General features: G+C 65.4%; 13 protein-coding genes. 10 read left to right on the top strand and 3 right to left on the bottom strand.

Annotation, left to right across the window (positions count from 1 at the left end; genetic code table 11):
* The first annotated feature begins 268 nt into the window (after window positions 1–268).
* The 5 genes from U5775_RS28725 to U5775_RS28705 all read left to right on the top strand — a co-directional run bounded on the left by U5775_RS28725 (window position 269) and on the right by U5775_RS28705 (window position 5,629).
* Window positions 269–1,390 carry a porin gene (locus tag U5775_RS28725; RefSeq protein ID WP_322061496.1) on the top strand — a complete coding sequence of 374 codons (1,122 nt, stop codon included), beginning with the start codon at window positions 269–271 and terminating at the stop codon, window positions 1,388–1,390.
* Window positions 1,391–1,418: 28 nt separating this feature from the next.
* Window positions 1,419–1,793 (top strand): BON domain-containing protein, encoded by a 375-nt coding sequence (locus U5775_RS28720; protein WP_322061495.1) that lies wholly within the window; start codon window positions 1,419–1,421, stop codon window positions 1,791–1,793.
* A 235-nt stretch (window positions 1,794–2,028) separates the two neighbouring features.
* Window positions 2,029–2,871: a TauD/TfdA dioxygenase family protein gene (locus U5775_RS28715; protein ID WP_322061544.1), complete on the top strand. Its 843-nt coding sequence runs from the start codon at window positions 2,029–2,031 to the stop codon at window positions 2,869–2,871.
* Between the two features lie 84 nt (window positions 2,872–2,955).
* Window positions 2,956–4,251: an MFS transporter gene (locus U5775_RS28710; protein WP_322061494.1), complete on the top strand. Its 1,296-nt coding sequence runs from the start codon at window positions 2,956–2,958 to the stop codon at window positions 4,249–4,251.
* A 31-nt stretch (window positions 4,252–4,282) separates the two neighbouring features.
* A complete protein-coding gene (locus U5775_RS28705; protein WP_322061493.1) occupies window positions 4,283–5,629 on the top strand; it encodes an MFS transporter in 1,347 nt (448 codons plus the stop codon).
* A gap of 51 nt (window positions 5,630–5,680) precedes the next feature.
* Here the strand turns inward: U5775_RS28705 and U5775_RS28700 are convergent, their stop codons facing one another.
* Window positions 5,681–6,439, bottom strand: a complete 759-nt coding sequence (locus U5775_RS28700) for a GntR family transcriptional regulator (RefSeq protein ID WP_322061492.1) — start codon at window positions 6,437–6,439, stop codon at window positions 5,681–5,683.
* Between the two features lie 394 nt (window positions 6,440–6,833).
* On the opposite strand from U5775_RS28700, the gene U5775_RS28695 reads away from it, so the two are divergent.
* Complete coding sequence (locus U5775_RS28695; protein ID WP_322061491.1) at window positions 6,834–8,084, top strand: acyl-CoA dehydrogenase family protein; 1,251 nt, start codon at window positions 6,834–6,836, stop codon at window positions 8,082–8,084.
* A gap of 66 nt (window positions 8,085–8,150) precedes the next feature.
* On the opposite strand, the gene U5775_RS28690 is transcribed toward U5775_RS28695, so the two are convergent.
* Window positions 8,151–9,407 (bottom strand): CaiB/BaiF CoA-transferase family protein, encoded by a 1,257-nt coding sequence (locus U5775_RS28690; RefSeq protein ID WP_322061490.1) that lies wholly within the window; start codon window positions 9,405–9,407, stop codon window positions 8,151–8,153.
* A gap of 187 nt (window positions 9,408–9,594) precedes the next feature.
* Between U5775_RS28690 and U5775_RS28685 the strand changes: the two genes are divergently transcribed.
* From U5775_RS28685 to U5775_RS28670, 4 genes are all read left to right on the top strand, one after another.
* Window positions 9,595–10,548 carry an IclR family transcriptional regulator gene (locus tag U5775_RS28685; RefSeq protein WP_322061489.1) on the top strand — a complete coding sequence of 318 codons (954 nt, stop codon included), beginning with the start codon at window positions 9,595–9,597 and terminating at the stop codon, window positions 10,546–10,548.
* A 48-nt stretch (window positions 10,549–10,596) separates the two neighbouring features.
* Complete coding sequence (locus U5775_RS28680) at window positions 10,597–11,787, top strand: acyl-CoA dehydrogenase family protein (RefSeq protein WP_322061488.1); 1,191 nt, start codon at window positions 10,597–10,599, stop codon at window positions 11,785–11,787.
* 16 nt (window positions 11,788–11,803) lie between these two features.
* Window positions 11,804–12,901: a nitronate monooxygenase gene (locus U5775_RS28675; RefSeq protein WP_322061487.1), complete on the top strand. Its 1,098-nt coding sequence runs from the start codon at window positions 11,804–11,806 to the stop codon at window positions 12,899–12,901.
* Between the two features lie 75 nt (window positions 12,902–12,976).
* On the top strand, window positions 12,977–14,350 hold the full coding sequence (locus tag U5775_RS28670; protein ID WP_322061486.1) for an MFS transporter: 1,374 nt from the start codon (window positions 12,977–12,979) through the stop codon (window positions 14,348–14,350).
* On the opposite strand, the gene U5775_RS28665 is transcribed toward U5775_RS28670, so the two are convergent.
* Window positions 14,295–14,594, bottom strand: coding sequence for a type IV toxin-antitoxin system AbiEi family antitoxin (locus U5775_RS28665; RefSeq protein ID WP_322061543.1), 300 nt, complete (start codon window positions 14,592–14,594; stop codon window positions 14,295–14,297). The two genes, U5775_RS28670 and U5775_RS28665, sit on opposite strands and share 56 nt — an antisense overlap.
* Window positions 14,595–14,621 lie beyond the last annotated feature (27 nt).

The raw sequence follows: 14,621 nt of genomic DNA, 5'->3' as shown, positions 1-14,621 counted from the left end.
GAAGTCGTCATAGCGATCGCTATGAGGTCACGATGGTTCGGAGTGTATTCCCATAAAACAATAATGTCGACATGAATATCGTTTGACCCTCGGTGGTCTCTGCGTGCCACAGTAGTCGACTCAGTATAAACATTAATGTCGACATCAAAATTTTTCGAGGATGATCCGCGTTGTCGGCGTCAGGCCGGCAATGCCCCCGCGCCATCCGGCAGCAGGCCAGTACCCGGCCAGGCGCGCCCGATCATCATAAAAAGCTGAGGAGACGTCCATGAAACTGAAGTGGAGCGGCGTAGCGGCGCTAGCGGTATTCGCCGGTGCGTCGCATGCGCAGTCGTCGGTCACGTTGTACGGTGCGGTCGATTCGGGTGTTTTCTATCAGAGCACGGCTGCGTCGTCGTTCGCGCCGGGCGCCCGCAACAATGGCCACGTGTTCGGCGTCAAGGACGGCAGCCTCTATGGGAGCTTCTGGGGTATCAAGGGGACCGAAGACATCGGCGGCGGCTACCGGGTCAACTTCCGGTTGCAGGGCGTGTTCAACAGCAGCAACGGCAAGCTGGGGCTCGCCGACACGACGGGCGGCACCGCGGTGTTCAACCAGCAGGCGACGGTCGGCGTCTCGGGACCGTTCGGCACCTTCGACGCCGGACGGCAGTACACGCCGATGATCTATGCGATGGCCGATACCGATGTCCGCGCGGCGGAGTACTTCGGCAGCATCCTGGGCGCGTGGCTCGGGCTGAACCAGGTCGCCGGCTGGCCCGGAACGAACACGAACGTGCCTATCGGCGCGCTATACGACAGCAACGCGCTCGTCTATCAGTCGCCGAAGTTCTATGGCGCGTCGGCCGCGCTGGAGTACGCGCCGGGCGGCGTCCCGGGCGAGATTCAGGGCGGCACGCGCGAATCGGCCGTGCTCAAGTATTCGAACTACGGCCTCAATCTGTCGGCCGTCTACTACAACGCTCACGACACGAACCTCGCGGCGGCCACGCCGACGGGGCTCGACAACAACCGCTTTTACTATTTCGGGGCCAAGTACACGTTTCGCGGCGTATCGGTGTCGGCGTCGTACGGGATCGGCAAGAATCCCTCGAACACAAGACTTGCGGACTACGAAATGATTTCGGGCGGGCTGGGGTATCAGTTCACCCCGTTCTTCAAGATCACGTCCGGCTTCTACTATCTGAAGGACCGCAACAACTCGGCGAACCACTCGAGCGAATACGCGTTGGGTGCGGATTACAGTCTGTCGAAACGCACGATCATCTCCGCGCAGATCGGCTATGTCGCGAACCGTGGTGCGATGAACCAGACGATCATGTACGGCCAGCCGGTCGCACCGGGCGTATCGACGACGGCCGCAATGATCGGCTTGCGCCATAACTTCTGAAGCGTGGATATCGAAAAGGAAAATATCGATGAAAACGACGAGCGGACTCAGCGCGGCACTCGGTGTTGCGATTGCGCTGACGTTGATCAGCGCGTGGGCGCAGGACGGGGCGTCGGCAGGGGCATCGGCGGGCGCGGCGGTCACCGCATCCGGCGGCATGACGGCCAGAGCCGCGCGGCAGGCGAATCGCGCGCTACGGCACAAGATCTACGCAGCGCTTGCGAAGCATAAGGAGATCGATGCGGGCGACATCGGCATTACGGCGAAAGGCGGCGCGGTGATGATCAGTGGCACGGTTCCGGAGGCGTCACAGGTCAACACCGTCGCCGCGGTCGTGAAGGGCGTCGCGGGTGTGACGTCGGTGACCAGCAAGCTCACGGTGCAGCGGCCATTCGGCCAGTAGGGGCGTGCAGGCGGGATCCGGCGGGCGCGATCGATCGTGCGGTTCCCCTCTCGTTCGCCGATCTCGTGGTCCGCGCCAATTTATGTCGACATAAATAAATATCCCTGCTATCTTGCTTGGGTACAGGGGCAGCAATCCTTCACGGTTGAGCAGGGCAGCGATGTCTATCGGCGCCTGGCCCGAACCGTGAGGAATTAGCGAAATCCCCGGCGGACACAAGGAGATATCGTTCATGATCAAAGTAGAAAGATTGACCGCTTGCATCGGTGCCGAGGTGGCCGGCGTAAGCCTCGGCGACGCATCGCGCGATGCGTCGCTGTTCGCGGAAATCAAGGCGCTCTTGCTCAAGCACCGGGTCCTGTTTTTCCGGGACCAGAATATCTCCCGGGAAGAACATGTCGCCTTTGCGCGCCGGTTCGGGAAGCTCGAGGATCATCCCGTTGCGGGAAGCGATCCGGAACACCCGGGCCTCGTGCGGATCTATCGGTCGGACGCAAAAAATCCCTACGAGAACAACTACCATACCGACGGGCTTTGGCGGCCGAATCCATCGATGGGCGCCGTGCTGCGCTGCATCGAGTGTCCCGAGGTTGGCGGCGACACCATCTGGGTCAACATGGTCGAGGCTTATAAGCAACTGCCTGAAGAAATCAAGAAACGTATCGAGGGATTGAGGGCGAAAAGCAGCATTGAGCATTCGTTCGGCGCCGCGATGGACCGCGAAGAACGGAGAAAACTGGCGGCGCAGAATCCGGAGGTGGAGCACCCTGTCGTGCGGACGCACCCGGAGACCGGCGAAAAGATTCTTTACGTCGGCAGCTTCACAACGCATTTCGCCAACTATCACACGGCCGAGAATGTGCGTTACGGCCTGGATAAAACGCCAGGAGCGGGTCTTCTGTTGAGCTATCTGCAAAGCCAGGCATCGATCCCCGAATATCAGGTTCGTTTCCGGTGGAAGCCGAATAGCGTGGCAGTCTGGGACAACCGCTCTACGCAACACTATGCGGTCATGGATTATTGGCCGGCGCCGCGAAAGATGGAGCGAGCGGGAATCGAAGGCGACACGCCTTATTGACGGGCGGTGTGTGCTGATGCTGGTCAGATGAAATAAAGCGGTGCGATTCAATCTGAAATAAGTGAATCGCCGGAGGAGACAAAAATGACCCTTTATACAAATAACGCCGTTCCGGCCGAATCGGTTATGACTGGCAGCGGTGTTCGAGCCTACGCGTGGGTGGTGTTTGCATTGATGTTTGGCCTCCTGCTCTCCGACTACATGTCGCGGCAGGCGCTCAATGCCTTGTTTCCGATACTGAAAGTCCAGTGGCAGCTTTCCGATACACAACTCGGCTCGATCAGCGGCGTGGTGCCGTTGGCGGTGGGCGTGCTGACCCTCCCGTTTTCCCTGATTGCGGACCGCTGGGGACGGGTCAAGAGCATTGCGCTGATGGCCGCGCTGTGGAGTCTTGCCACGCTCGGTTGCGCGATTGCAAGCAGCTACCACGAGATGCTCGTCGCACGCATTTTCGTCGGGGTTGGCGAGGCGGCGTACGGAAGTGTCGGGCTCGCCATGCTCATGAGCATCTTTCCGGGGAAACTGCGTTCTACCGTTGCAGGCGGCTTTACATCTGCCGCTGCGTTTGGGTCCGTGCTCGGCGTGTCGGTGTCGGGCATCATTGCGTCCCGCTTTGGCTGGCGTTTTTCGATGGCGCTGATGGCGGTCCTGGGTTTCGCGCTCGTGATCATTTACTTCTTCGTGGTCACCGAAAAAAGGTTCGCACAAGCGCATCCGGACGATGCGAGCGGAAAACCCGGATATGGGCGCCTGAAGCTAACGCCGCGGGCGCTTTGCTCCGGCCTGTTTCCGTCACGCTCCGTCTTTTGCGCGTATCTCGGCAGTGCGCTGCAGCTCTTCATTCAGGGCACGCTTTTCGTGTGGCTGCCCAGCTACCTGAATCGCTATTGGGGCATGCCGGTCAGCAAGGCTGCCGTGGTGGCGGCCGGTCTTGTCCTCGTCAGCGGCATGGGGCAATTCCTGTGCGGAGCGTTGACCGACCGGATCAGCGGGGACTCGTCGCTCAAGCGGTGGAACATGGCCATTGGCTATTGCCTCGCATTGGGCCTCCTGCTGGCCATCGCGTTCCGCTTGCCGCCGGGCAATCTGCAACTCGCGCTTCTCGTGCCTGCGGTGTTATTCCTGGCCAGTTCGTTCGGCACCTGTAGCGCCATTATTGCGGCGGCCACGCCGCCCGCTATTCATGGCTCGGCATTTGCCACGCTGACGCTGTTCAACAATATTCTGGGCCTCGCTGCGGGTCCGTTTTTCACGGGTGTAATCGCGGATGCGGTGGGTCTTCAAGGGGCGTTGCGATGGCTTCCGCTCGCGGCGGTTCTCCCCCTCGTGGTGTACCTCATTGGCCGGCGGTGCCACGTCGCGCAAGCGCGGCGAGGTTGAACGTCCTGTCGACATGGAGAATGAGGCGAACATGAACGTAATACCCGATGGCCCCGAGGCCGGCAACCACGGCGACTACCTGACGAGCAGGCGGCAGGTCTGGTTTGCCTTCGCGATGACCTTCGCGCTTATGTTTTTCGATTTTATCGACCGGCAGGTGATCGTCTCGCTATTTCCTCACATCAAGAGCGAATGGAACCTGAGCGACAAACAATTGGGCTCGCTGGTTTCCGTCGTTTCCATCGTGGTGGGCGTAGGGGGATTGCCGGTAGCGCTGGCGGCAGACCGCATGGGCCGCGTCAAGAGCATCGTCGTCATGGCTGTCACCTGGAGCCTGGCCACGATCTCGTGCATGTTCACGGCCAGCTATAGCCAACTGTTCGTGGCGCGAGCGGTGGTTGGGGTGGGCGAGACCGGCTATGGTTCGGTGGGCGTAGCCTTGATCTCGACGCTGTTTCCGAGGCGTTTGCGCAGCGCGGCGCTAGGCGCCTTCTATGCGGCGCCTTCGCTGGGTTCGGTGCTGGGCGTCGTGCTGGGCGGAATGATCGCGGCCAGGTGGGGCTGGAAGGCCGCCTTTGGTGTGGTCGGTGTTCCAGGGCTGGTACTGGCATTGCTTTATCTGCTGGTTCGCGACTACAAGACGGTGGCACTGACGACAGACTCGAATCAGGCAAGCCAGTCGTTGTGGGGCATGCTCAAGCACATCTTCGGCGCGCTGGCGCGTACGCGCACGCTGCTGTGGGTCTGCATGGGAGCATCGGCTCAACTCATCACCGTGTCAGCAATGTGGTCGTGGCTGCCCAGCTACCTGAACCGATTCCACGGCATGACCCCGGAGGCTGCGGCCAAGGCGGCCGCATTGGTGGTATTGGTCGGCGCCTTTAGCTGCACGCTCTGGGGCTTCGTGGTGGGGCGCTTTGCGCGTCGCAAGCCGCGCAACAAGCTGCTCGCATTGTCCGCGCTATGCCTCGTTACAGCGGTGATCTTCGTGGTGGCATTTGGCGGCGCTTATACGGCTGATGCGCAGTTCAAGCTGATCGTTCTTGGCGGCTTTTTCATGAACTGCACCGTCGGCGTGGTGGCGGGCGTTGCGATGGATGTCGTTCACCCAGGCGTGCGGTCCACCGGCGCGGCCGTGCTTTCGCTGTTTCAAAACGTGTTTGGGCTGGCCGTGGGACCTGTCCTGGCGGGCGTTCTATCGGACCAATGGGGTTTGCAGCACGCGCTCGCATGCATTCCGCTGTGCAGCGTACTGGCTGCGGTCTTTTTCATCGTCGCCATGCGCAGCTATGACGTGGATGCCGCCAGGATCGCCGATGTAGAGCTGGATGTGGTGCCGGTCAGCGCCGATACCCTGAGCGCCGGCACGACGGTTTGAGCAACCCGGCTGCGTTCGCGGGCTCCCCCGGCACCTGCCTTGGGGAGCCGCTCATTGCGCAGCGGTGGCTCTCACTTTGGCAGGCGCAGCTTTCGACGCACGCGCGCTTCGGCTGTCCGTGGACGCTACGGCGATCGCACGAACGGCCGCCTCCCTTGCCTCGTCCAGGCGCGAGGCGGCAAGACCCAGCAGCAGCTCGTTGTCCCGCTTGATCGCAGCCTTTTGCAGCGCGCGCCAGACTTTCAGCGAGGTGCGAATCGATTGGGGCGATGCCACCATTCCCAGCCGAACGTAACGGAACGTGCGCAACGAAATGGAGTGCAGGATATCGACCAGCAGCCGGTTGCGGCACAGGCTGATCGTGGCGAAATTGAGCTGGAAGCTTTCCACGGCATAGGCGTCGACCGATTCGTCGGCCGCCTTGGTCAGCCTCGGCACATACTCGGTCAATAAAGCTTCGAGATCCGAAGGATTTTCGCGTGCCACCTGCTCCAGCATGGTGACGTAGAGAACGCTGCGCACGCGGAAAATGTCGCGAAGCTCGTTCTCGTCGGGCGCCGTAACGATGGCGCCGCGGCGGGCCTGAAACTCGACGAGGCGATCCCGCTCGAGGATGCGCAGCGCTTCGCGCACTGGCGCGCGGCTCACGTGCAGCACTTCGCTGATATCGGCCTCGAGCAGGCGTTGCCCCGATTTCACGAGGTCGAGCGTGATGACTCCGGCGAGCCGTGCAGCGATCTGCTCGGCAATCGGCACCGAAGCGGCCGCCCAGTCCTGCCCGCGCAGCACCGCCCGCTCGACTGCGAGCATCAGCGAATTCTTCGGCGTAAGGAGCGCGGAAAGATCGGGCAGGTTCTGTGTTTTATTTCGGGCCATGGCGCAGAGCGGAAACCAGATAGAGTCGTCGAATTTACCCCCGGCATTATAGACCGCGGCATAGTAGTGTCGACAAAAATCTGGCGATGCTCTGTCGGGATACGCTTCTGGATCTGCACGCGCAGGCTGTGCCAGAAGCGTAGTTATCCTTAGTTATCTCTGCGCGGAGGCTCCGGGGCACTTTCGTCCGCGGTTTTGCAGAGCGAAACAACTTCGGTATTCCGTTCGCTCCCGCGCGCGAGCGTGCGAACATGGCTGGCGAGGTATTCATCCCGGCGCTACAGCGCCGCCAACGACACTTCCCGCCCTTCCGTTCAGGAGAGACCCGATGGCCCGACTTTTCAGCGAGCGCTTCGTGCACGCGCTCGAACCGCACGAACTGGCTTTGCTCGACACCACACGGCAGCTGTGCCGCGAGTCGATCGGCCCGAACGCCGACGCCGTCGCGCGCGAGGACGTATTCGCGGCCGATACGTTTGCGCTGCTCGTCGAGCATCGCCTCATCGCGAGCGCGTTTCCGCGCCGCTTTGGCGGCAGCGAGGCGCGGCAGCGTCTGCGCATCCGCTTGATCGAGGAGCTGGGGCGCGTGTGCAGCGCGGCCGCCTCGCTCGTGACGGGCGCCGATCTGTCGTGCCGCGCGATCGTCGCGGGCGCGTCCGAGGCCGTGCAGGAGCAACTGCTGCCCGCGCTTTGCGAAGGCCAGATCCAGGCCGCGTTCGCGTTGACCGAGCCCGGCGCGGGTTCCGACGTGCGCGGCCTCGCCACGCGTGCCGAGCGCGCGGGCGAGGGCTACCGCGTGAGCGGGCGCAAGAAGTTCATCACCCGCGCGAACGTCGCCGACTGGTACGTGGTGGTCGCGCGCTGCGTGGACGAAGGCGCGAGCGGAGCGGGGCCGCGCGAGGAAGACCCGTTCGTCGCGCTGCTCGTGCCGCGCGACGCGCCGGGTCTCGTGGCGGGGCCCGTCGTCGACAAGCTCGGCTGGTTCGGCGTGCCGATCGCCGAGCTCGCGTTCGATCGCGTGGCCGTCGATGCGCGCTGGCGCCTCGGCGCGGAGGGCGAGGGCTTCGCGCTCGCGCAGGATGCGCTCGTGCGCGCGCGCCTGGGCCACGCCTCGATGGCGCTGGGGCGCGCGATGGGCGCGGTGGAGATCGCCGCGGCGTATTGCTGCGAGCGCGACGTGTTCGGCAAGGCGCTCGGCGCGCATCAGGGCGTGCAGTGGATGCTTGCCGACGCCATCACGCAGATCGAAGCGTCGCGCGCGCTCGTCGACGCCGCGGCGGCCAGCTACGATCGCGGCGACGCCGATGCCGCCGTCCAGGCGTCGATGGCGAAGATGCACGCCACCGACCTCGGCATGAAGGTCTGCACCGACGCGCTGCAGCTCGCGGGCGGGCGCGGCTATCTGAAGGCGTTCCCGCTCGAACGCTTCTTCCGGGACGCGAAGCTCAACCAGATCGGCGAGGGTTCGAGCGAGGTGCATCGCACCGTGATTGGCCGCGATGCCGTGCGCCGCGCGGGCGAGGCGTCGATGGAGCGTCATCCGTGCCTGCCGGCTGGCAAGCTCACGACGGACTACTAATCATTGAAAAGGGGCGCGGTTTGATGCGCGCCCCGTTCGCTCGCGGTCATGCAGCCGCGATCACATTCAGATCACCTTGTCGCGGCGCAGTTGTTCGAGCGCGGCTTCGCTCAATCCCAGCGCGCCGTAAACCGCTTCGTTATGCTCACCCAGTGCGGGGCCGCTGCGCGGCACGCTCGCGGGCCGCCCCTTAACTCGGGGCACGACGCAGGGCGCGGGCACCGAGCCCAGCTCCGGGTCGGGCAGACGAATGATCGCCTCGCGCGCGATGAAATGCGGATCGGCGGCAATGTCGTCGATGGTGTAGATCTTCGTGTGCGGCACGCCGGCCTCGGTCAGGCGCGCCGTGAGCAGCGCGAAGGGCAGCGCGGCGAACGCCGCGGCGAGCGCGGCGTCGAGTTCGCCCGCGTTCGCGACGCGGTTGACGTTGTCGGCGAAACGCGGATCGTCGGGCAGGTCGTGAAGTTCGAGCGCCGCGCACAGCCGCCGGAAGATCGGCTGCGACGACGCCACGAGCGAGAACGTCATGCCATCGGCGCTGCGGTACATGTTCGAGGGCGCCGTATAGGTCGCGCGGTTGCCGTGATGGCCGCGCACGAGCCCGAGCTGCTCGCGCTCCACGGCGAGCGGCTCCAGCATGCGAAAGAGCGCCTCCGTGGCGCAGAGGTCGATCTCGACGCCGCGCGCTGCGGGGTCCGAGCGCAGGCGCACCATTTCGGCGGCGATGGCGAACGCGGCGAACAGGCCCGCCACCGTGTCGCCGAGCGGGAAGTTCATGTGCAGCGGCGTGCCGTCCACTTCGCCCGTCAGCTGCGTGAGGCCGCTCATGGCCTCGAAGATGCGCGCGAAGCCGCCGCGCTGCCGGTACGGGCCGGTCTGGCCGAAGCCGGTGAGACGCAGCACGACGAGGCGCGGGTTCGCCGCGTGCAGCGTCTCGAAGTCGAGCCCCCATTCCTCGAGCTTGCCCGCGCGAAAGTTCTCGACGAGCACGTCGGCCTGCGCCGCGAGCCGCAGCAGCAGCGCGCGGCCTTCGGCCTTGCGCACGTCGAGCGTAATGCCGCGCTTGCCGCGGTTCGTCACTTTCCAGTACAGCGAAAGATCGCCCTTGACGGGCTGGAGCTTGCGCAGCGCGTCGCTGCCGTCGGGCAGCTCGATCTTCGTGACCTCGGCGCCGAGATCGGCGCACAGCGCCGCGCCGAACGGCCCGGCGACCACGGTCGAGAGGTCGAGAATGCGCACGCCGTGCAGCGGGCCATGCAGCGGGTCCTGGTTCTGTGGCGAGCCTTGCGGCGCGGCTGTGCCGCAAGCGGTATCCGTGAGCATCGTGTCTCCTCATGCCGGGTGGAATTCGTCTGTCCGCCACCATAGGCGAGAGCGGGGCCTGCGCTCAACTGGCATACCGCAGAGCGAAACACTATGCTGATTTTCTTGACCACTCGACCGCCTTTTATCGACCATGAGATCGTCCCGTTCCAAACCGCCAACTGGCCCGATTTCGCAGACGCCGCACATGCAAACGCCCACCTCATCCGTCACCGAACGCCGCGCCGCGCGCAGCGGCGCCAAGCGCGCGGCAGACCCGGCGAGCGAGCGAAGCGCGGCGGCGAAGGCGCGCGCCCAGCGCATCGGCGAACCGCTTTTGCCCGCGCCGCCCGACGCCGACTCGACCGACCGCCAGTTCGCGATCAACCTCGCGCGCGGCCTCCAGGTGCTGCGCGCGTTCACGCCGGCCGAGCCGATGCTGGGCAACCGCGAGCTGGCCGACCGCACGGGCCTGCCCAAAGCCACCATCTCGCGGCTCACTTACACGCTCACCTTGCTCGGCTACCTGAACCGCAGCGAGAAGTACCAGCGCTACCGGCTTGGCGCCGGCGTGCTCACGCTCGGCTATCCGATGCTGGCCGCCATGCAGATCCGCCAGATCGCGCGGCCCTATATGGAGAAGCTCGCGCGCGAGACGCGCTGCTCGGTCAATCTCGGCATGCGCGACCGGCTCAACGTGGTCTACGTCGATAGCTGCCGGCCGGGGCGGGACAACAGCGCCCAGCCCGATATCGGCAGCACGCGCCCGCTGCTCGCCTCGGCGATCGGCCGCGCGTTGCTGATCGCCGAGAGCCCGAAGGAGCGCCAGGCCGTGCTCAACCGCCTGCGCCTCGACGATCCCGAACGCTACGCCGCCGACGAGCCGCTATGGGAAGCCGATCGCGCCGCCTTTGCCGGGCGCGGCTTCACGCTGAGCCACGGCGACTGGATTCGCGACATCCACGCGATTGCCGTGCCGGTGCGCCAGCCGCCCGACGAGGAGCGCATCGCGCTGAACTGCACGATCGTGAGCCGCCGCCTTGCCGACGACTGGATCGAGCGCACGGTCGCGCCGCTCCTGCTCGAAGCGGCGCTGCGCATCGAGCGCGCGTGCGGCGTGACCAGCGCGGGCGGCGCGGATGGAACGGCAGGGCAGGATTGAAGCACTACACAAGCACCAAACAAGCGCTCAACAGAACCAGGAGACACGATGATTCGCGACACCGACCGCCTGAACCGGCTGCTCACGCAGCTCTACCGCTTCGTGCAGGACGAGTGCATTCCGCTCGAAGCGGAAATCGACCGCACCGACGTGCTGCCGGAGGCGCTCGTCGCGCGCATGCGCGAGCTGGGACTGTTCGGCCACAGCATTCCCGAGGCCTATGGCGGCGGCGGGCTGACGACCGAGGAGCTCGCGTGCGTGAACATGGTGGTCTCGCAGGCCGCGCCGACGTTTCGCGCGCGCTTCGGCGGCAATACGGGCATCGGCTCCGAAGCGCTGATCGCCGACGGCACCGAGGAGCAGAAGCGCCGCTACCTGCCGCGCCTCGCGAGCGGCGAGGTCACGGGCTGCTTCGCGCTGACCGAGCCCGAGGCCGGCTCCGACGCCACCGCGCTCGCCACCACCGCGCGCCGCGAAGGCGATCACTACGTGCTCGACGGGATGAAGCGCTACATCACGAATGCGCCCATCGCCGATCTCTTCACCGTGTTCGCGCGCACCGATCCCAACGATGGGGGCGCGGGCGGAATCTCAGCATTCCTGATTGAACGCGGCACGCCGGGACTCACGACCTCGCCCGCGTACCGGATGATGGGGCAGCGCGGCTCGCCGGTGGGCGAAGTGCATCTGCAAGACTGCCGCGTGAGCGCGCAGGCGCTGCTGGGCGGCGAGCCGGGCCGCGGCTTCAGGAGCGCGATGAAGGCGCTCAACAAGCAACGCATCAATCTGGCCGGACTGTGCGTGGGACCGGCCATCCGTCTGCTCGACGAGATGCTGGCGCGCGCGAAGGCGCGCGAACAGTTCGGCAAGCCGATCGCCGATTTTCAGCTCGTGCAGCAGCTCATCGCGCAAAGCAACACCGACATTCATGCGGCGCGCGCGCTCGTGCTCGACACGGCCCGCGCGCGCGACCGCGGCGAGGACGTGACGATGCCGGCCTCGATGTGCAAGCTCTTTGCGTCGGAAATGTGCGCGCGCGTGGCCGATCGCGCGGTGCAGGTCTATGGCGGTGGCGGCTATATCGCCGATAACGCGGTCGAGCGTCTTTACCGCGACGTGCGCCTGTTCCGCCTTTACGAAGGCACCTCGCAGATTCACGAACTGAACATCGCGAAGCTCACGCTGCGCGCGCCGCAACACGACGCGCGCCATCACCAGATGCATCAGCGCGCCGCGTAATCCTGGGGGACGCACCATGGTCAAACTCGGTCCCACCGCCATCTGCCGCGAACTCGGCGTGCGCTATCCGATCTTCGGCTTCTCGCATTCGCCCGACGTGATCGTCGCGCTCGCCGAGGCCGGCGGCTTCGGCGTGCTCGGGCTCGCGCGCGAAATGCCCGAAGACATCGCGCCGATCATCGCCGCGCTCGAAGCGCGGCTCGCGGGCAAGCCCTATGGCATCGATCTCATGCTGCCCGCGGGCGTGCCCGAGCATGCCGAGATCGGCAGCGTGCGCGAGACGTTGCCGCCGTCGCACGTCGAGTTCGTCGAGGGATTGCGCGAGCGCTTCGGCTTGGCCGCGCCCACGCGGCCGAGCTTCTTCACGACCCAGGTGCGCAGCGAGGCGCTCTTTGACGCACAGATCGACGCCGTGCTTGCCTCGAACGCCCGCGCCGTGGCGACGGCGATCGGCATTCGTCCCGGCCTGATCGCGCGCGCGAAAGCGGCGGGCAAATACACGATCTCCCTCGTCGGCTCGCCGCGCCATGCGCACAAGGCGCTCGCGCTCGGCGTCGATGCGCTCGTCGCGCAGGGCGCCGACGCGGGCGGCCACACCGGGCCCATCGGCACTTTCTCGCTCGTGCCGCAGATCGTGGCCGTGGCCGCGGGACGGCCCGTGCTGGCGGCGGGCGGCATCGGCACGGGCGCGCAGGTGGCCGCGTCGCTCGCGATGGGTGCGCAAGGCGCGTGGCTCGGCACCTTGTGGCTGGGCGCGGCGGAGAACCATACGCCGCCCGCGCTGCTGCAAAGGCTCATCGACGCGCATAGCGACGACACGCTCGTTACGCGCGCACACAGCGGCAAGCCGTGCCGCGTGGTGCGCAGCGCGTGGATCGACGCGTGGCAAGCCAGCGACGCGCCCGCGCCGCTGCCGATGCCGCAGCAACAGGCGCTCACGGGCGCGGACTTCAGCGCGATGCACGAGTACGACCGCGCGGATCTGATCTACGAGGCGGCGGGGCAGAGCGTCTTCGCGATCGATGCGCCAACAACCATCGCGACGCAGATGGCGACGCTGGTCGCGGATGCGAACGCGGCGCTCGCTTCGCTCGAAGCGTCCATGACCGCCTGAAGGGCGGACGGCAGGGACGGACTGCAGGGACGGAAAACCGGGGCAGCACGAAAACAAAACGACATGGAGACGACAATGGATGCAAGGGCATCGAGCGGGTCGATACGCGCATGGCTGATCGTTGCCATGCTGTTTCTGTTCATGGTGATCAATTTCGCCGACAAGGCCGTATTCGGCCTCGCGGCCGTGCCGATGATGCACGACCTGAACCTGAGCCCGCGCGAATTCGGGTTCGTCGGCAGCAGCTTTTTTCTGCTGTTCTCGCTTTCGGGCATCGGCTTTGGCTTTCTCGCCAACCGCGTGCAAAGCAAATGGCTGCTCACGCTGCTGGCCGTGATCTGGAGCGCGGTTCAGTTTCCGCTCGTGACGGCAAGCGTGGGTTTGCCCATGCTGATCGCCTCGCGCGTGCTGCTCGGCCTCGGCGAAGGGCCCGCGTTTCCGCTCGCGCAGCACGCCTGCTACAAATGGTTCGACAACGCGCAGCGCAACGTGCCCAACACCATCGTGCAGCAGGGCGCGAGCGCGGGGCTCATGCTTGCGGGGCCGATCCTCTCGTACATCATCGTGCGCTACGACTGGCATATGGCGTTCTTCGCGCTCGGCATTGTCGGGATCGTGTGGACGGCGCTGTGGCTCGTCATCGGCCGTGATGGGCCCGTGGGCGCGTCGGGTGCATCGAACGCATCGGATGCATCGGACACGGCGCCCGACGGCGCGGGCGAGACCGTTGGCTATCGTCATCTGCTGCTCAACCGCACGTTCCTCGGCGTGCTGTTCATCTATTTCGTCGAATATGCGGTGATCTCGCTCGCGTTCACGTGGTTCCCGGTTTATCTGCGGCTTGGCCTGGGCTTCGCGCCGATCGTGACGGGCTGGCTCTTTTCGACCATCGTCGGTTCATTCATTCCGGTCACGCTGCTGCTCGCGTGGGCTTCGCAGCGGCTGCTGCGCAAGGGCGTGAGCTCGCGCCTTGCGCGCGGCGCGATGGTGAGCGGCTTCGCGATGCTGGGCGGCGTGCTGTTTCTCGCGACTTCGAGCGGGCTGAGCCCGGCGCTCAAGGTGGGCTGCCTCGCCATAGGCGGCGCGCTGAGCCAGCTCGTATTTTCGTTCGGACCGCTGATGATCAGCGACATCGTCTCGGTGAGGCAGCGCGGCGCGCTGCTGGGCATCAACAGTTCGATCGGCACGCTGGCGGGCTTGATCGCGCCGGCGCTGATGGGCGGGATCGTGCAGGCGAATCAAGGCAATCCGGCGCTTGGCTATGAGCATGGCTTTATTGTCGTGGGGGTCATGCTGCTCGTGAGCGGCGCGCTCGGGCTCGTGCTGCTGAATCCGGAACGCTCGCGCGAGTACATTCTTCAAGCGACGCCGCGCGCGCCGGCGCAACCCCCGGTCAACGAAGGGGCGCGGCAGCAGGTGATGACGCCTTCGATGGATGGGGGGCATTGAGCACGGCTGCGCACGGGATGCTCCTTGCAGCGGCCGCCGTTGAGACCTCGCGCAGCAGGGCCGCGAACCGGATCGGGGACTTCAGGAATTCGACGTTGCCATCGCGATCACGACGCAGGCGAGCCTGGGCGACCCATTCCCTCGGCACCTCGCCGGTGCAGTATGCGGTGAACGTGGCCGGTTTCAGGCAGTCGGTGAGGATGGCCGCCGCGGGCTCGCCGCCAAGCCGGCACCGGTCGGGCAGTTCGGGAACGTTTCGCTACCAGTCGGG

The organism is Paraburkholderia sp. J63 (genome assembly GCF_905220245.1).
Classification (GTDB): domain Bacteria; phylum Pseudomonadota; class Gammaproteobacteria; order Burkholderiales; family Burkholderiaceae; genus Paraburkholderia.
This window is presented reverse-complemented; position numbering and strand designations above follow the sequence as displayed.